18 protein-coding genes are annotated in these 15,898 nt (G+C 59.4%); 6 read left to right on the top strand and 12 right to left on the bottom strand.

Annotated features, from left to right (window positions below):
• Positions 1-17 precede the first annotated feature (17 nt).
• Complete coding sequence (locus AC5SSZ_RS12795; protein WP_229678656.1) at positions 18-1,157, top strand: helix-turn-helix domain-containing protein; 1,140 nt, start codon at positions 18-20, stop codon at positions 1,155-1,157.
• Between the two features lie 50 nt (positions 1,158-1,207).
• Here the strand turns inward: AC5SSZ_RS12795 and AC5SSZ_RS12800 are convergent, their stop codons facing one another.
• The 4 genes from AC5SSZ_RS12800 to AC5SSZ_RS12815 all read right to left on the bottom strand — a co-directional run bounded on the left by AC5SSZ_RS12800 (position 1,208) and on the right by AC5SSZ_RS12815 (position 4,995).
• Positions 1,208-2,257, bottom strand: coding sequence for an LLM class flavin-dependent oxidoreductase (locus AC5SSZ_RS12800; RefSeq protein WP_188678894.1), 1,050 nt, complete (start codon positions 2,255-2,257; stop codon positions 1,208-1,210).
• 31 nt (positions 2,258-2,288) lie between these two features.
• A complete protein-coding gene (locus AC5SSZ_RS12805) occupies positions 2,289-3,194 on the bottom strand; it encodes an NADP-dependent oxidoreductase (RefSeq protein WP_188678893.1) in 906 nt (301 codons plus the stop codon).
• A gap of 92 nt (positions 3,195-3,286) precedes the next feature.
• The gene (locus tag AC5SSZ_RS12810) at positions 3,287-4,054 is read right to left on the bottom strand and encodes an SDR family oxidoreductase (protein ID WP_188678891.1); all 768 of its coding nucleotides are present in this window, start codon (positions 4,052-4,054) and stop codon (positions 3,287-3,289) included.
• A gap of 62 nt (positions 4,055-4,116) precedes the next feature.
• Positions 4,117-4,995, bottom strand: a complete 879-nt coding sequence (locus AC5SSZ_RS12815) for an SDR family oxidoreductase (protein ID WP_188678889.1) — start codon at positions 4,993-4,995, stop codon at positions 4,117-4,119.
• 94 nt (positions 4,996-5,089) lie between these two features.
• Between AC5SSZ_RS12815 and AC5SSZ_RS12820 the strand changes: the two genes are divergently transcribed.
• Entirely contained in the window at positions 5,090-5,536 is a 447-nt protein-coding gene (locus tag AC5SSZ_RS12820) for a winged helix-turn-helix transcriptional regulator (protein ID WP_076626044.1), read from the top strand.
• A gap of 128 nt (positions 5,537-5,664) precedes the next feature.
• The gene (locus tag AC5SSZ_RS12825; protein WP_076626045.1) at positions 5,665-6,861 is read left to right on the top strand and encodes a multidrug effflux MFS transporter; all 1,197 of its coding nucleotides are present in this window, start codon (positions 5,665-5,667) and stop codon (positions 6,859-6,861) included.
• A gap of 14 nt (positions 6,862-6,875) precedes the next feature.
• Here the strand turns inward: AC5SSZ_RS12825 and AC5SSZ_RS12830 are convergent, their stop codons facing one another.
• A complete protein-coding gene (locus AC5SSZ_RS12830) occupies positions 6,876-7,487 on the bottom strand; it encodes a helix-turn-helix transcriptional regulator (RefSeq protein WP_206512216.1) in 612 nt (203 codons plus the stop codon).
• A 152-nt stretch (positions 7,488-7,639) separates the two neighbouring features.
• Here AC5SSZ_RS12830 and AC5SSZ_RS12835 point away from each other — a divergent pair, with 152 nt between their 5' ends.
• A complete protein-coding gene (locus tag AC5SSZ_RS12835) occupies positions 7,640-8,242 on the top strand; it encodes a superoxide dismutase (protein WP_188678904.1) in 603 nt (200 codons plus the stop codon).
• A gap of 358 nt (positions 8,243-8,600) precedes the next feature.
• On the top strand, positions 8,601-9,260 hold the full coding sequence (locus tag AC5SSZ_RS12840) for an HAD family hydrolase (protein WP_188678887.1): 660 nt from the start codon (positions 8,601-8,603) through the stop codon (positions 9,258-9,260).
• A 127-nt stretch (positions 9,261-9,387) separates the two neighbouring features.
• Here the strand turns inward: AC5SSZ_RS12840 and AC5SSZ_RS12845 are convergent, their stop codons facing one another.
• The 5 genes from AC5SSZ_RS12845 to pcaD form a co-directional block, all read right to left on the bottom strand.
• Entirely contained in the window at positions 9,388-10,452 is a 1,065-nt protein-coding gene (locus AC5SSZ_RS12845) for a 3-carboxy-cis,cis-muconate cycloisomerase (RefSeq protein WP_076626048.1), read from the bottom strand.
• A 70-nt stretch (positions 10,453-10,522) separates the two neighbouring features.
• Positions 10,523-11,128 carry a protocatechuate 3,4-dioxygenase subunit alpha gene (gene pcaG / locus AC5SSZ_RS12850; RefSeq protein WP_076626049.1) on the bottom strand — a complete coding sequence of 202 codons (606 nt, stop codon included), beginning with the start codon at positions 11,126-11,128 and terminating at the stop codon, positions 10,523-10,525.
• A 1-nt stretch (position 11,129) separates the two neighbouring features.
• The gene (pcaH, locus tag AC5SSZ_RS12855; RefSeq protein WP_076626050.1) at positions 11,130-11,858 is read right to left on the bottom strand and encodes a protocatechuate 3,4-dioxygenase subunit beta; all 729 of its coding nucleotides are present in this window, start codon (positions 11,856-11,858) and stop codon (positions 11,130-11,132) included.
• A complete protein-coding gene (pcaC, locus tag AC5SSZ_RS12860) occupies positions 11,858-12,238 on the bottom strand; it encodes a 4-carboxymuconolactone decarboxylase (RefSeq protein ID WP_076626051.1) in 381 nt (126 codons plus the stop codon). The genes pcaH and pcaC overlap by 1 nt, the downstream gene beginning before the upstream one ends.
• Positions 12,235-13,017 carry a 3-oxoadipate enol-lactonase gene (pcaD, locus tag AC5SSZ_RS12865; protein WP_076626052.1) on the bottom strand — a complete coding sequence of 261 codons (783 nt, stop codon included), beginning with the start codon at positions 13,015-13,017 and terminating at the stop codon, positions 12,235-12,237. Before pcaD ends, pcaC begins: the two co-directional genes overlap by 4 nt.
• Positions 13,018-13,092: 75 nt before the next feature.
• Between pcaD and AC5SSZ_RS12870 the strand changes: the two genes are divergently transcribed.
• Positions 13,093-14,010 (top strand): LysR substrate-binding domain-containing protein, encoded by a 918-nt coding sequence (locus AC5SSZ_RS12870; protein WP_158524502.1) that lies wholly within the window; start codon positions 13,093-13,095, stop codon positions 14,008-14,010.
• 5 nt (positions 14,011-14,015) lie between these two features.
• On the opposite strand, the gene pcaF is transcribed toward AC5SSZ_RS12870, so the two are convergent.
• Positions 14,016-15,215: a 3-oxoadipyl-CoA thiolase gene (gene pcaF / locus AC5SSZ_RS12875; RefSeq protein ID WP_076626053.1), complete on the bottom strand. Its 1,200-nt coding sequence runs from the start codon at positions 15,213-15,215 to the stop codon at positions 14,016-14,018.
• Positions 15,212-15,889: a 3-oxoacid CoA-transferase subunit B gene (locus AC5SSZ_RS12880; protein WP_008335453.1), complete on the bottom strand. Its 678-nt coding sequence runs from the start codon at positions 15,887-15,889 to the stop codon at positions 15,212-15,214. The genes pcaF and AC5SSZ_RS12880 overlap by 4 nt, the downstream gene beginning before the upstream one ends.
• Positions 15,890-15,898: the final 9 nt, after the last annotated feature.

Consider the following 15,898-nt stretch of genomic DNA (forward strand, 5'->3'; position numbering starts at 1 on the left):
TGCATTCTGCAAAACTCTTGAGTAGATATCAATATGTCCCTATTTTGCTCATTATGCAGCGTCATCCCTATATTTTAGAAGCCGGTAGCGAAGAGTCCGAGCGCGGAATCTACGATCCGGAGCCAATTCAAGATGACGACCTCTGGTTCATGCCTGCCAGTTTTAGTGGGGAAGCTGACGACCTCGCGCCTCCGCTCCCCCGGGCAGATCACTCCAGGCTCATTGATGTTGACGCATGGCGTGAGGCGGAGGCCAGTCTTGCCGTATCATTGGCTAAGGTCGCGGCGAAGCTTGGGGCCCTCGACGAAAGATTGCGCCGGGCCCCAGAGGGCTGGCGGCACCGGCTCGCGCTGATCGAAGCATCTGGCGTGAGCTGGCTCGGGACCGAACGGATCTCGGCGGAGCGCCTGTCACTTTGGCGGGCCGTGCGGCTCAGTGGCGTCCAGGAAGACAACCAGGCACTCGCGCGGGCCGATTGGGCCTGCCGCCGACTGACGGCCGGGCCAATGCCCGACGTGACGTCGGCTGAGAGTGTCATGGACTTCCTGGGTCGCCAGGAACCCGCTGAGGTGGATCATATTCTTCATCCTTCCGGTGAGCCGATCAGCGACCAGTTGGCCGCATGGTGCGAAGAAATGAACCGGGCCGGGGACCTGCATCCGATCAGTCGTGCCGCATTTGGGCAATACCTGTGGGGGCCAACCGGCCTGCTGGCTCATGTGCCAGGCGCAGAGATGGAGGCAGCAGTACTTTCTGCGAGGATCGCCACCGACGGGTTGACGGGCGGGGCGGTGTTCCTGCCGCTGGCGGGTGGCGGGCTGTCTGGGCTCCGTCGCGTCGGAAATCCGGCGGAGCGGCTTCGGCGGTTTTTGAAGGGGGCAGAGGCGGCGATACTGGCTACGCTGCGACATCTCGATCAGCTTGAGGCGTGGCAAGGCAGGGCGTCGCACGCGCTGAAAGGCCGATCGGGACGCACGCCGAAGCGAATGGTTGAAGTTCTCTCCGAATGGCCGCTGGTTTCCGCGCCGATGGCAGAAGAAATAACCGGGGCCAGCCGGGCGGCCCTTCAACGCAATCTCAATGATATGGCTCAGATGGGACTCATCCGCGAAATCACCGGGCAGGGCCGATACAGAGTGTGGTGCGCACTTGTATAAAAAGGTGTTCCCTGGAACGAACCCCGGGCCTGACTGCCAAATCCGAAGGCCTAACCGGCCGCCTTCGCGAGCCCCCGGCGTATTTCTGGAATGACGTTTGCGCCGAGAATCTCGATGGCCTCCAGCATGGATCGGTGATCGATAACGCCCACCCCGAATTGCAGCAGGATCCGATCAAAACGCAAAACCTCATGGGCGGCGAGAATCTTTTCGGCCAATTGCGAGGGGCCACCGGCAAAATAGCCGCCATTGGGACCGGAAAACTTCTCGAACATCTCGCGGCTCTGCATGGGCATGCCGCGTTCGCGGCCGAGTTTGCCCATCTTCGCCGAATGCGCTGGATAGTAGATGTCCAGCGCGGATTTCATGCTGTTATGCACAAAACCATGGGCTGTCAGCGATGTCATCAGGCGCAGTGCCCTATGGCCCGCCTCATGCCCGGCCTGGTGATAAAGCTGGAACATCGGCGCGACACGCTTCCATTCGCCGCCCAGAATCAATGCCATCGCCATCGGCAGTCCCATGGTGCCGGCCCGCATGGCCGATTGCGGCGTGCCGCCAACCCCCAGCCAGATCGGCAGTTGCAGCTGAACCGGCCGCGGATAAACACCGAGCCCATCGAGAGGCTGGGTGTGGGCGCTCCCCGGCCAGTTTGCGTGCTCGGCCTTGTTGATCTCCAACAGCATGTGCAGCTTTTCGATGAACAGATCATCGTAGTCGTACATGTCATAGCCAAAGAGTGGGAAGGATTCAGAGAACGCCCCCCGCCCGGCGATGATTTCGGCGCGACCATCGCTCAGACCATCCAGCGTGGCGAATTGCTGAAACACCCGCACCGGGTCATCGGAACTGAGCACCGAGACCGTGCTGGTAAAGCGGATGCGCTTTGTCTGTGTCGCCGCGGCGGCGAGGGCAACCGCGATAGAGGAGACGGCGTAATCGTCCCGGTGATGTTCGCCGAGTCCGTAGACATCAACCCCGACCTGATCGGCCAGAGTGATCTCTTCGACGATGTTGCGCAGGCGTTCGGGCGCGCCAACGACCTGCCCGGTAACCGGGTTGGGACCTATATCGCCAAAGGTAAAAAGCCCGATTTCCATTGCGGTTCGCTCGATTGTTCCAGGGTCCGGCTCAGCTTATCGCAATAATGAGCTTGCCGGTTACACGGCCCTCAGCGCTGAGTTCATGGGCTGGGCCGACCTGATCCAGGGAGAAGGTTCTTTCGATGCGTAGATCCAACGCGCCCTCGGAGTAGAGCCGCGCTGCCTCCTGTAGCGCCTGTTCCGGCTGTGCCTGCGGGGTGGGCGAGAATTGGGCACCATATTCGGGGGCGGAGAAATCGACGATTGAGATAACCCGCGACGCCTCGCCGGTGATTTGGATCAGTTCGGGAATGTTGCCCGCGCCGACCAGGTCGAGGGTCGCGTCGATCCCTTCTGGCGCAAGGGTCTTCAACCGGTCGGCGAGCCCGGGTTCGTAGGTGGTCGGCGTTGCTCCGAGACCGCTCAGATAGTCATGCTTGGCTGCGCTGGCTGTGCCGATGACGGTGATCCCGCGCGCCTTAGCGACCTGGACCGCGACCGAACCGACGCCGCCAGCCGCGCCGGAAATCAGGATCGTCTCGCCCGCCTTGGCTCCGACATAGTCGAGGCTGCGAATGGCGGTCTCCGAAGCGACTGTCATCCCTCCAGCCACGTCAAAGGGCATCGCATCAGGTTTGGCCGTCCAGTAGTTCAGCACTGCATAGTCCGCGAATGTGCCGATACCTGCACCAAAAACGGCATCGCCCACGGCCACGCCGCTCACGCCTTCACCAACCTCATCGACCATTCCGGAGGCTTCGAACCCCACGCCAGCGGGAAACTCAACGGGCATGAAATCCTTGAAATACCCGGCCCGGATCTTCCACTCCGCCGGATTTACCCCGGCTGCGCGGACCGCAATCCGCACCTGGCCGGGCCCGGCATGGGGTTCGTCAACTTCGACCAGTTCAAGGACTTCAGGTCCGCCGAACTCATTGAATTTGATTGCTTTCATTGCCGTCTTCCTTAATTTACTCGCGAGCGGGACTATCAATTTCTATGTGGTTTGCCAGGTCGGCATTTTGTCAACTTTGATCCGTAGGCCTTTCACCCGGGGTAGACTTTCAGCGCGACCAGGGTCTCCAACATCTGGCTCTTGTCGTAGGAAACGAAATCGACGCCGGTCACTGCCGGATCGGCAGCGATTGCGGCGGAAACCAGCCCAACTTCCCCATTCGCAACCCAGTTCGGATCAACGTGTTCGCGTGCACGTGTAACCACTGGGCCAAGGACCTGCGACGCGACGCGAAGCCGGTCACCAAGTTCAGCGGTCAGCACCTTGCGCATCATTAAAAGCGCCGCCTGCTGCATGTTGATAATCGACGCGCCGGGCACCGGCATCTGGGCGCTTCCCCCGAGGATCAACTGGTAGGTTCCAGATTGCGGCAGATGGGGAACCCAAGCGCGAACCGTCGCGACATGGGCGCTACTTACGCTGACAAAGAAGCTCTGCCAGTCTTCGTCCGAGATTTCCCACAGGGGGTTTTTCTGCCACCATCCGCCGATCGAAGCAACGATATCCGTAACCGGGCCGAATTCGCTAATGACGCGCTTGGCCATCTCCTCAGCGTCTTCGAAGCTGGCGGAGTCGCCGGATACAAAATCCACCCTTCCCGGACCTTCGAGATCCGAAAGGATTCCTCGCAGCTCATCGATCTTGCGATCGGTTCTGGACGGAACGACGACATGTGCACCAGATTTCACCCATGCGCGAATAATCCCCTCGCCAACATCTCCGGTTCCTCCGGCAATGACCACACGGCGGTGACCTAAATCTGGATAACGGGCTTTTGCCAAATCAATAATCTCAGCCAAATTGAGCGCTCCTGTTGTTTGTAGCAGTCAGGCAAGGCCCGATGCTTGTTCGAGTTATTCGTTCAAAGTGCCTTCTCAGTGGCGCGGACCGTTTCGGCCCAGGGGGTTGTCGGGCGCCCGATCAACTTTTGAAGCGTGTGGCTTTCATCCATCAGCGCACCCTTGGCTGCATTGGCGTCGCTGTCGGCAAGCAGCGCGGCAATCGGGGCGGGCAGGCCGGCGCCTTCCAAAGCGCCAGCAAATTCCGCCTCGCTCATGTTGACATAGGCGACGGGCTTTCCGGCCGCCGCAGAGATCACCTCGACAAACTCGGCCATCGTGTAGCTTTCGTCCCCGGCCAACTCGTAGATCGCCCCGGACTGAATGGTATCGGCGGCCAAAACGGCAACGTCGCCTTCTGCATAGTCCTGACGGGTCGCGCTAGAGAACAGCCCGTCGCCAGCCGCGCCGAGATAGGCCCCATGTTCGAGCGCGGGCGGGATCGAAGCCGTCTGGTTCTCGGTATACCAGCCATGGCGCAGGAAGGCGTGAGGCAGGCCGGAGGCCCTGATCGCCGCTTCGGTTTCGCGATGGTCGGCGGCAAGTCCGATGCTGTTCGTCTCGGCCCTGAGAACCGAGGTATAGGCAAGAAAGCCAACACCGGCCGCCACAGCGGCATCAACCGCATTCTTGTGTTGCTCGGCACGTCTGCCCATTTCGGAAGCAGAGATCAGGAGCAGCCGGTCGATGCCCTGAAAGGCCTGCTCGAGCGATGCGCGGTCGTCGTAGTCGCCGATGCGCACTTCAACGCCGTGCCCTTCCAGAGCGGCAGCCGCGTCGGGTCTACGCACAAGGGCCACGACGTTCTTGGCCGGAACCTTGCCGACCAGTTCGGCAACGACAAGCGCGCCGAGTTGGCCCGATGCACCTGTGACGAGGTATTTTGCCGTCTGATCCGCCATGAACATGTCCTTTACTTTGATTCTGGTATACATATGAGGTATGGTCTCTTTCAGTTACCTACTATTGCTCAGCATTGGAAGAAGGCAGTTGCAAATGACCAGGGAACACCAAAGTAACCCTGCTGATGTGCTCGGTGACCTCATCAAGCATTTCGAGACCAGTCCGGAAGGCGGCATTGATACGGCAAGTTGTCCGGTCCGCGATGTGCTGGACCGTATCGGAGACAAATGGTCGGTTCTGATCCTGACGCTGCTCGCTCGTGAGCCAAAGAGGTTCAGCGCATTGAACAGGGTTGTCGGTGACATCTCCAAGAGGATGCTGACCCAGACGCTGCGCTCGCTGCAGCGCGATGGGCTGGTTGAGCGGACCGTCTACCCGACGACACCGCCGATGGTCGATTATCGTCTGACGGATCTTGGCCGGTCCGCGCTCGAACCTCTGGCCGGGCTGATTGTCTGGGCCGACCGAAGCCATGACCAGATCCGCCAGGCGCGTGAGGCGTTTGACCATAAGGGAGAGGATATGCCCCTGGTTTCCTAGGGTCCGGGCCCCTGCCTTCAATGACCTGTCAGGTTTGTCACGGTCGACACGCCGGATGAGCCAGTCCTCGGGTCAACACATATGTCGATCGGCCCAAACGAATGGGCAGCCTTGGAAAGGTTCCTTTCATGCGCAGTTTCTATCTCACAGCCCTCGTCCTGGGCCTGCTGACTGCGGTCGGCCCGCTGGCGATCAACATGTATCTGCCCGCGCTTCCAGTCATCGAGGATGTCTTTGACACCGACACGGTGACCGTTCAGCTAAGCCTTCTTTCGTTCTTTGTCTCCATGTCACTGGCTCAGCTCATCTATGGCCCGCTTTCGGACATGTTCGGCCGCAGGCTGCCGCTATTCATCGGTCTGACACTCTATCTGCTGGGGGCGGTCGGTTCCGCGCTGGCCCCGGACATTCAATGGCTGATCGCCGCGCGTGCGCTTCAGGGGCTGGGCGCAGCAGCGGGAATGGTGATCGCGCGTGCCGTCATTCGAGATCTCTATACCGGCCCTCAGGCCGCGCAGCTCATGGCCACGCTAATGCTGGTGGTCAGTATTGCGCCGGTCCTCGCTCCGCTGGCGGGAAGCGCTGCGCTCGCCGCAGGTGGTTGGCGCACGATCTTCTGGTCGATGGCGGCGGCGGCCATCGCGGCGCTTGTGCTTCTGACCACCGCGCTCAAGGAAACCCGCCCCCCCGAACAGCGCGGCGACAGCAGCCTTGCACGCTCGCTCCGGGACTACGCAAGCCTTCTGCGCGAACCGAGGTTTCTCGGCATCGTCTTTGTTGGTGCATTCGGGTTGGCCAGCTTCATGGCCTATGTGGCGAACTCGTCCTTCATCCTGATCGAGTACTATGGACTGAGCCCGACGCAATACAGCCTCGCCTTTTCGATCAACGCCGCAGGGTTTATCGGCGTCGCCCAACTCAACGGGTATCTGAGCCGACGCTTCGGGCTAGGGCCGATGATCCGGTTTGCGACGGCGGCGAATGTGGCTGTCATGCTGCTGCTGCTGATCACGGAACTGGTCGGGATCGCAACGCTGCCGGTGATGATTGTTCTGCTTCTATGCGGCTATGCGTTTCTGGGTCTCGTCGTGCCGGGCACGGCGGTGCTCGCTCTGGAAGATCATGGAGAAAAAGCCGGAACGGCGTCAGCGCTGATGGGTGCACTGCAATTCATGACGGCGACGGTCATGATCGGGATTGCGGGCGCATTCTTTGACGGCACGCCCATTCCGATGATCGTGGCCATCGCAGCCTGTTCCGTGATCGCTTTTGCTCTGGCGATGCTTTCTGTACCTCGAAAGGAGGCGCAGATCCCCGCTGAATAGGGTGTCGGCGCCGGTCAGGCTGCGCCTGCGGCCACCTTCCCGATCCGGTAGGTGCAACGGCGGCCACCTCTCACAATATGCTCGACCCTCTCGATGGCGGTACCAGGGCCCAGAACCTGCTCAAAAACCGCCTGTTCGGACCGGCAGAAACCTTGACAGAAACGCGCGGCAGCGCAGATCGGGCAGTGGTTTTCGACAAATAGGAACGTCCCGTCACCGGCATCCTCGAAACTCGCCATATAGCCTTCGTCAGAGCGCAGTTCAGCCAGTCTGGCGACGCGCTCCTTCAGGCTGCCGCATCCCACCATCGCGGCTTCGTATTGTGCCCGTGTCCTAGTCTCTCTGGCCGAGATAACCCGATCCAGGGCCTCCGCACCCAACTCATCCTGAATGCTGCTCAGGATTTCAACGGTTAGCCCGGCGTGGGTATTCGGAAACCGTGCCTGCCCCTTTTCGGACAGGTGCCAGTAGGTCGATGGACGGCCTCGGCTCGCACTGCGCCGCTCTTCGCGGACCAGCCCGTCATTCGAGAGCTTCATGAGCTGCTGGCGCGCGCCCTCACCGGTGATCCCAAGCCGTTCGCCGATCTGCGACGAGGTCAACGCGCCCTGCATCTTCAGGGTCATCAGGATGCGATCCGACGGCGCACGTGGTGCATCCGGGTATTTTTCCAAGTGATCGCTTGACATATTGGCCGGATTGTTTTTCAAAGTCTTCACTTGTTTAATTACCCGCTCACGTACCATGACGCAAGCCGGACCCGATAAGGAGAGACATGATGGCCTTTGAATTGCCCGCCCTAACCTACGACCACGCAGCCCTTGCCGCGCGGGGGATGAGCCAGGAAACGTTGGAATTGCATCACGACAAGCACCATCAGGCCTACGTAACCGCGCTCAACGGCTTTGTGGACGCGAACGCCGACCTGCAAGGCAAGACACTGGAAGAAATCATCGCGCTCACCTATGGCGATGCCGATCGTGCGCCCGTGTTCAACAATGCGGGCCAACACTGGAACCACATTCATTTCTGGAACGCACTTTCGCCTGCGGGTGGCGGCATCCCGGGTAAACTCGAAGGCAAGATTGTCGATGCCTTCGGTTCGGTCGAGCAATTCAAGGCCGATTTCAAGACCGCAGCCAACGGTCAGTTCGGCTCCGGCTGGGCGTGGCTGATCCAGAAATCTGATGGCACATTGGCCGTCACCAAAACACCGAACGGCGTGAACCCGCTGGCTACAGGAGAGGGCACGACGCTGCTGGGCCTCGATGTCTGGGAACACAGCTACTACGTCGACTTCCGCAACCGGCGGCCCGACTATGTGACCAACTTCCTCGACAACCTGGCGAATTACGAATTTGCCGAAGCCAACCTCGCCTGAACGCGAGTCGGTCTCGGCGTCGGGGCCCAGTTTGAAACAGGCTTTCTGCGTTCCGAGTCGGCTCGACAATTCGATGCGTATCGGCCATTTCTTGATCTCAAACTCAAGAGAAGACCAAGTGAATACTCTTCTCGGATCTCACGTCAGACTTATGTAGGGCCTCCTTCAGTTGCCTTCCTCAAAAAAAGGCCTGGGGACAGCCGGCTCAAGCGAAGGAGAGTCACCAATTAGTGACCTAGCGACGGCGCATGGCAGAACGTTTGGAGGTGGGTGACACCGGGTGTAGCGCGGCTTATAGCATGAAATCGTCCAAGCAGTTTGGGCGATTATTCTCAAACAAGGAGGACGGGAACTGGATTTGCCAATTTCGCGACGCGCACCGAAACTCGTGATTTTTGACTGTGACGGTGTGCTCGTAGACTCCGAGCCGACCTTCAATCGCGTGCTGCACGCTTATTTGCTTTCGACTGGCGCAAGCTTGTCACTCGTTGAATGCCACGGCTTGTTCGTCGGCAAGAGCAGACATGATGTCGAACGTTATGTGAGCGAAAGGGGATTGCGCCTTCCTGCGAAATGGCCACACGACTTCTACGACAGAGTTCTCGAAGCCCTCGGAAAAGAGGTCGAGCCGATCCCGGGCGCCCGTGAGGCGGTGACGTTGATTTCGTCGGCTGGCATTCCGCTCTGCGTAGCCTCAAATGGGCTTCTGGCAAAGATGCGTGTCACACTGGAACGGTCGGGGCTGCTTCCCTGGTTCGAAGGAAATATGTTTTCGGCTTATGATGTCGGCGCCAGCAAACCCGCGCCCGATGTGTTTTTGCATGCGGCCGAAATGAATGGCGTTGCGCCAGAGGATTGCGTGGTAGTCGAAGATAGCATGAGCGGATTCGAGGCGGCCTCCAACGCTGCGATGACCTGTTTTGCCTACCTCCCGAAGACAGCTTTGAATCCAGAGAACGTCTTCGGTGCGCGACGGCTAACCGATATGGCTGACCTGCCGAAACTGTTGGGGCTTTGAGTGGTCAATCCATAGACGGCAACCAGCTTCGCATGGACCGGACGACGTATACCCGGCTGCAAATCTCCATCGGAACAAACAAAGTTTGTGACCTGCGAAGGAACACGGCCATCAAACAAGATAGTTGTTAAATTTTTGTATCCGCTTCACCAATTCTTGTTATTGATTGACTGAGCGAGCAGCATGCACCCAACCCCCTCGCGGTTGCCATCAGCATTTGGGGGAGGACCATCCACTCCAAAGCCCAGGCTGCACCCGACCGTTCCTGTTCATGGATCAAGGCATGATGCATAGCCGAGACCTGTACCGAATTGAACCGTGCCAACGTCACCAAGAGCTCGGCAGCAATCGGGTTGTTCTTGTGAGGCATGGCGGACGAGGTACCACCTCCTGAAATCGCGATCACACCGATGCCTTGCTGCGCCATGAGGGCGATGTCCTGCCCAATCTTGCCTAGAGTGCCAGAAATCATTGAAAGCAGAGACGCATATTCCACAATCCCGTCACGCATCGTGTGCCAGGCCTTTTTAGTCGGCGCAAGATCGAGCTGGTTGGCGACATCGGCGACAACTTCATCCGCCTTATTTCGGAGAGCCTTGCGGTCGCCGGAGGCCCCGCCAATCTGTACCCGCTCGATACGGGGACGGATTTGATCCAGCCGCACCCGATGCTCGGCCAAAGGCAGGCGCCAGGGTAGAACCCGATCACGTACCTTGATCACCGTGGCGGCCTGCATTCTTGTGCGCCCCATTAACGGTTCATCCCCGAACCGCTCTTCTAGCTCCTTGAGGAATTTCTCCAATTCAATCAATCTGTTGGTGATGAGCAATGAAGCCTCTCGCAGAACCAGGACTGTCGTGGTGTCGACCACATCCTGAGAAGTAGCGCCCATGTGGACGGCTTCTTCAGGTGCGATAGCCTTAAGCTGTTTGACCAGACTCGGCACCGGCAGACCATCCTGCGCCGTACCTTTGGTAAGATCGGTTAGATCGGGTTTGGCAACTTCGATTGCTTGTGCAGCTGTCTCGGCCAGAGTTGCGTCAATCAGTCCTGCCCGGCCACAGGCCCGCGACCATGCCGCCTCGAAGGCGAGCATGTGCTGAAGATGCCGTTCCGGAGAGAGGATCGCTGCCATAGCGTCATCGCCGAACAGACCGGATAGCCACGGACTCTCAAACACTGAAGCGCTCATAGCGAGCTCCTTATGGTGCGCCGAAAGCGCGGGATGACCAATCTATATGATGCCGCTTTCCCCGATCTGGTCAGATGTCGAGGAAAACCGTCTCGCCCTCGCCCTGTAGTCGAATGTCGAAGCGGTACTTGCCGTCGCCGGTTTTCTTGGCGATCAGGGTATTCACCCGTGGTCGCTGTTCGATTCGGATCAGCAACGGGTCATTGGCGTTGTCCTCGTCTTCGAAATAGATCCGGGTATTGAGACCTACGTTAATCCCACGTGCGACGACCCAAAGGGAAATATGAGGCGCGCTCTCGACTCCACCGCGCCCCTGGTAAGAGCCAGGTTTGACTGTGCGCAAGGTAAACTCGCCGCTTTCCGCGTCGGCCGCAAAGCGGCAATGGCCTGTAAAGGCCGGATCGGCGCTTTTATCGCCCGGAAACACGCCCCCAGCATCGCATTGCCAGCTCTCGATCAACGCATCTCGCATCGCCCAGCCGGTGCCGTCAAATACGGAGCCAACGATCTCAACGATCTCACCCTTGGCCTTGCTTTCATCCAGAAAAGGCGTGGTGCCAATCTCTTCGTCATAGTATCCTGCGTTTCCCGCATAGGTAGGCATCAGGCCGATATGGACATAAGGACCCGCCGTTTGCGAGGCGCTTTCGATCAGTGTTTCAAGTTTCTGAACCATTTCACATGCCCTCCAGCTTGTTTTCAAACATGGTCTGACGGCGACCCCGCAAAACAATGTCAAATTTATAGGCGAGAAAATCGAGTGGGCGCGATTTCGAGAAATCGAGCGGCGCGACCAGCCGGTCGAGCTGGCTGCGATCCTTGATGGTCGCGGCGATCGGGCAGTGATTGATGAGCGGATCGCCCTCGAAATACATCTGCGAGATTAACCTTTGGCCGAAGCTGTGGCCAAATATCGAAAAGTGGATGTGCATCGGACGCCAGTCATTGGCACGGTTAGGCCAGGGGTAAGCCCCTGGACGAATGGTCAAGAATTCGTAGTATCCGTTTTCATCCGTGATGGTCCGACCGCAGCCGCCGAAATTTGGGTCGAGCGGTGCGAAATAGGTGTCTTTCTTGTGCCGGTAGCGCCCACCCGCATTAGCCTGCCAGATCTCTATTAGCGCGTTCGGTATCGGGCGGTTCATCTCGTCCAGCAAGCGGCCATGCACCAGGATGCGTTCGCCCACGGCGGGAGCAGCACCCTTTGTCCAGTTCAAGATCAGGTTGTTGTCGAGCGCGCCGAGCTTCGTGTGGCCGAATCTCGGACCAGTCTCTTCCGAGGGAGTGCTCTCCATCGAAAGCAACGGCAGGAAGGGCGAGCGCGCGACGCTCGTTTTGTAGCCAGGATCATAGGGCTCGGGGTGGATCGCGCGGTTGCGCGGAATCAGTGGTCCATGGTCAGTCATTAGATACTTTCCTCCATTTCCGCATAAGTCTGCTTGGCCAGCTTTAGCGCGTGGTTGGCTTTCGGCACGCCAGCATAGATCGCGACGTGTTGCAGCGCCTCGGCGACATCCGCTTTCGAGGCACCGGTATTGGCGGTAGCCCGGATATGCATTGGAATTTCCTCGAAATTTCCTGTCGCGGCCAGCAGTGCGAGGGTCAACATCGAGCGTTCGCGTCGGGTGATCCGCTCCGACGCCCAAACAGTTCCCCATGCGCTTTCGGTGATCAACGACTGAAACGGCAAGTCGAATTCGGTCTTGCCTGCCTCTGCCCGGTCCACATGGGCCTCGCCCAGCACCTCGCGGCGCACTTGCATGCCTTTGTCGAACGTCTCTGTCATGGGATGATCCTTTCCACGAAATTCATCAGGGTGTGGGCAAATACCTTTGGCTGCTCTACCGCAGGAAGATGGCCGGAGCGGTCGAACATGACTAAATCGGAGCGGGGCAGGGCGGCGGCGAGCTTTTCGACCACGTCCGGCGGCGTCGCCTGATCGTGATAGCCGCCGATCACCAGCGCGGGCTGGGTGATTTCGCGAAGGCGGTCGGTGATGTCGGTGCCGGCGATCGCCGCGCAAGTGGCTATATAGCCTTCCGTATCTGTCCGGGTGAGCAGCGCCCGCCACAGATCGGTTTCAAGAGTCGCAAGCATATCGGGGCCGAACCACCGCTGTAGGATGCCGTCTGCCATTGCCGCCATGCCATTAGTGCGTACACCCTCGATCCGACTCAGCCAGCTATCCGCATTTCCCAGCATTGGGGCGGTATTCGAAAGCACCAAGCCGATCACCCTATCCGGCGCCATGAGCGCGATGTGCTGCGCGATCAGGCCGCCGATGGAGCAACCGACGATCACCGCCTGAGCGAGACCGATATGGTCCATCGCGGCCAGCACGTCCTCGGCCAGCTCTGGAATGCCATATCCCCGCGGCGCGGTACTGCTCAGCCCGTGACCGCGCTTGTCCATGCGCAAGTTCGACCAGCCCGCGGGTAGAAGCGCGACGACATCGTCCCACATCCGCAGGTCTGTGCCGAGCGAATTGATGAAGACAAGCGCGACACCTTCGCCGTCAGTGGCGCGCAGATGCGTGGTGCCCCAATCGCGTTTCAATGCCTGCATGGTATCCTCCTGCCGATAATTTGGCATAACTTTTCCCTTTACAAAAATATGATCTTGGCCAAAAGCTATAACCAAATGGATATACCTAATGGTCTGAAACTGCGCCATCTCGAAGCTTTCCTGACCGTTGCTCAAGCCGGAACAATCTCTGCTGCGGCGCGGCAACGGAACGTGTCGCAGCCGGCATTGTCAAAAACGATCTCGGAACTGGAGGGGCTGCTTGGCGCGCATCTCTTCGAGCGTACAGGGCGGCGGGCCGTCTTAACCCCGGCAGGTGAGAATTTTCGTGCTCATGCCCGCGCCGCGCTGCAAAGCCTCGAGGCAGGGGTGCGCGACCTGTCGGGGCAGGTGGCGGCGGGGCTGGTGAAGGTTGGGTTGCTGCCGACCGTGGCCGGTGGGTTCTTCCCCTCGGTCGCTCTTGCATTCTCGCAGGCGCGCCCGGATGCGCGGATCGGTATAATCACTGGGCCGAACCACTACCTGCTCGAACGACTGCGCGGCGGCAAGATTGACCTTATGGTCGGGCGCATGCCACGGGCAGCCGACATGGCAGGCCTGTCTTTCGAGTATCTCTATGACGAGCCGATCTTGCTGGTGGCGCGCGCCGGACATCCAGCGCTGGATCTGCCGGTGACCGACGCTCTGCTACGCTATCCCCTCATCCTGCCCAACCCCGGTGCGATCATTCGTCAGAGCGTGGATCAATACCTTGCCGCGATGGGGTTATCCGATCTCACACCGGTGTTCGAGACGGTGGCCCTGCCGGCGGCGCAAACGCTTCTCGAAGGTTCTGAGATGCTCTGGTTCATCTCGCGCGGCGTCGTGGCGCGGGAAATTGCGCGCGGCAGCCTTGCTGCGCTCGATCTAAAGTCGGATTACATGGCCGGGGCGGTTGGTCTGACACGCAAGTTCACGTTCGACGAAGACAGCCATGCCGATCTGCTGGCGCGGCTTCTGCACCGGCGGGTTGAAGAGGATTGCGCCCGTCGTTGAGCCAGTCAGACGGCTTCTAGCGCAATAGCAATACCCTGTCCTACACCGATACACATGGTGGATAGCGATTTCTCACCAGGCTTGAGGTCAAGCATCGCGGTGCCAGTAATCCGCGCACCCGACATGCCCAGCGGATGACCCAACGCGATTGCCCCGCCATTGGGGTTCACACGCACGTCATCATCAGCAATCCCAAGATTACGCAACGTGGCGAGGCCCTGCGAGGCGAAAGCTTCGTTAAGCTCAATCACTGCGAACTCCTCTTGGCGCAGGCCAAGACGCGCCAGAAGCTTTCTCGAGGCCGGAGCCGGGCCGAAGCCCATGATGCGCGGCGCCACGCCGGCGGTTGCCCCGCCGAGCACTCTGGCGATCGGCTTAAGCCCATGCTTTTCGGCAGCTTCTTTCGTCGAAAGGATCAAAGCGGCAGACCCGTCATTCACGCCAGAGGCGTTGCCCGCTGTCACAGTGCCATCGGCTTTCACGAAGGGCCGAAGTTTTTTCAGGCCTTCGTATGTAGTCGTGGAACGCGGATGCTCGTCGGTGTCGATGACCAGAGGATCACCTTTGCGCTGCGGGATCGTAACCGGCACGATCTCCTGGGCCAAACGGCCATTGACTTGGGCTTTGGCCGCTTTCTGCTGCGAGCGCAAGGCGAAGGCATCCTGATCGGGGCGCGAGATGCCAAAATCTTCGGCCACATTCTCTGCCGTCTCGGGCATGCTGTCGACGCCATATTGTTCCTTCATCAGCTTGTTAACGAAACGCCAGCCGATAGTGGTGTCGTGGACCTCATTGGCCCGCGAGAAGGCGGAGGTGGCCTTGGGCATCACGAATGGCGCGCGCGACATGCTCTCTACCCCTCCGGCGACAAGCAGCTCGGCCTCGCCGGATTTGATCGCCCGAGCTGCAGTGATGACCGCATCCATACCCGAGCCGCAAAGTCGGTTCATCGTCGTACCCGGCACCGTCTCGGGATAGCCTGCGAGAAGCAGCGCCATGCGGGCGACGTTGCGGTTGTCTTCGCCAGCCTGATTGGCGCAGCCGAAGATCACCTCGTCGATCGCGGCAAGGTCGAGGCCCGGATTGCGCGCGGCAATGGCCCGAAGCGGAATCGCGGCAAGGTCGTCAGCGCGGACGGAGGAAAGCGCACCGCCAAAGCGGCCGATTGGTGTGCGGATGTAGTCGCATATGTATACGTCAGTCATGAGATTCCCTCGGGAACATTGAGTTCGGCAACTTCGCCAACAATGTGCAACGTCGCGCCAGTCACCGCCTGCAAGGCGTCCAAAGTGATGCCCGGCAGTTTTTCACGAAGCACGAATTTGCTATCTTCGATGTCAATCACGGCCAGAGAGGTGTAGACGCGGGTCACGCACCCGACGCCTGTCAGCGGGAAAGTACAGGCCTCGACCAGTTTCGGGCCGCCATCCTTGGTTACATGGTCAGTTACAACCGCCACACGCTTGGCCCCATGCACAAGGTCCATTGCTCCACCCACGGCCGGCACGCCTTTGGTGCCTACGCGCCAGTTCGCCAGATCGCCGTTCTGGGCGACCTGATACGCGCCAAGAACGGCCAGATCGAGGTGGCCACCGCGCACCATCGAAAAGCTGTCGGCATGATGGAAAAAGGATGCACCGGGCTTCAATGTAATCGCCTTTTTGCCCGCATTAATAAGATCCCAGTCTTCCTGTCCCTCCGCAGGGGCTTTTCCGAATCCCAGCACGCCGTTCTCGGTATGATAGGTTACATCGCGGCCATCGGGCTGGAACTTGGCGATCATCTCGGGAAATCCGATACCGAGGTTCACATAGGAACCATCTTCGATATCCTGAGCGGCACGCCACGCGATCTGCGCGTTCGTCAGTTTGTCTTCCATTAAATTGAA

Source organism: Phaeobacter sp. CC-HEC084, assembly GCF_059429255.1.

Coding starts and splice junctions, on each gene's coding strand:
- pcaD (WP_076626052.1), bottom strand. CDS start 13,017: ATGCAGGCATTGAAACGCGATTGGGGCACCACGCATCTGCGCGCCACT.
- AC5SSZ_RS12880 (WP_008335453.1), bottom strand. CDS start 15,889: ATGGAAGACAAACTGACGAACGCGCAGATCGCGTGGCGTGCCGCTCAG.
- AC5SSZ_RS12845 (WP_076626048.1), bottom strand. CDS start 10,452: ATGAGCGCTTCAGTGTTTGAGAGTCCGTGGCTATCCGGTCTGTTCGGC.
- AC5SSZ_RS12830 (WP_206512216.1), bottom strand. CDS start 7,487: ATGACCCTGAAGATGCAGGGCGCGTTGACCTCGTCGCAGATCGGCGAA.
- AC5SSZ_RS12805 (WP_188678893.1), bottom strand. CDS start 3,194: ATGAAAGCAATCAAATTCAATGAGTTCGGCGGACCTGAAGTCCTTGAA.
- pcaC (WP_076626051.1), bottom strand. CDS start 12,238: ATGACAGAGACGTTCGACAAAGGCATGCAAGTGCGCCGCGAGGTGCTG.
- AC5SSZ_RS12825 (WP_076626045.1), top strand. CDS start 5,665: ATGCGCAGTTTCTATCTCACAGCCCTCGTCCTGGGCCTGCTGACTGCG.
- AC5SSZ_RS12815 (WP_188678889.1), bottom strand. CDS start 4,995: ATGGCGGATCAGACGGCAAAATACCTCGTCACAGGTGCATCGGGCCAA.
- AC5SSZ_RS12870 (WP_158524502.1), top strand. CDS start 13,093: ATGGATATACCTAATGGTCTGAAACTGCGCCATCTCGAAGCTTTCCTG.
- pcaF (WP_076626053.1), bottom strand. CDS start 15,215: ATGACTGACGTATACATATGCGACTACATCCGCACACCAATCGGCCGC.
- AC5SSZ_RS12835 (WP_188678904.1), top strand. CDS start 7,640: ATGGCCTTTGAATTGCCCGCCCTAACCTACGACCACGCAGCCCTTGCC.
- AC5SSZ_RS12800 (WP_188678894.1), bottom strand. CDS start 2,257: ATGGAAATCGGGCTTTTTACCTTTGGCGATATAGGTCCCAACCCGGTT.
- AC5SSZ_RS12820 (WP_076626044.1), top strand. CDS start 5,090: ATGACCAGGGAACACCAAAGTAACCCTGCTGATGTGCTCGGTGACCTC.
- pcaH (WP_076626050.1), bottom strand. CDS start 11,858: ATGACTGACCATGGACCACTGATTCCGCGCAACCGCGCGATCCACCCC.
- pcaG (WP_076626049.1), bottom strand. CDS start 11,128: ATGGTTCAGAAACTTGAAACACTGATCGAAAGCGCCTCGCAAACGGCG.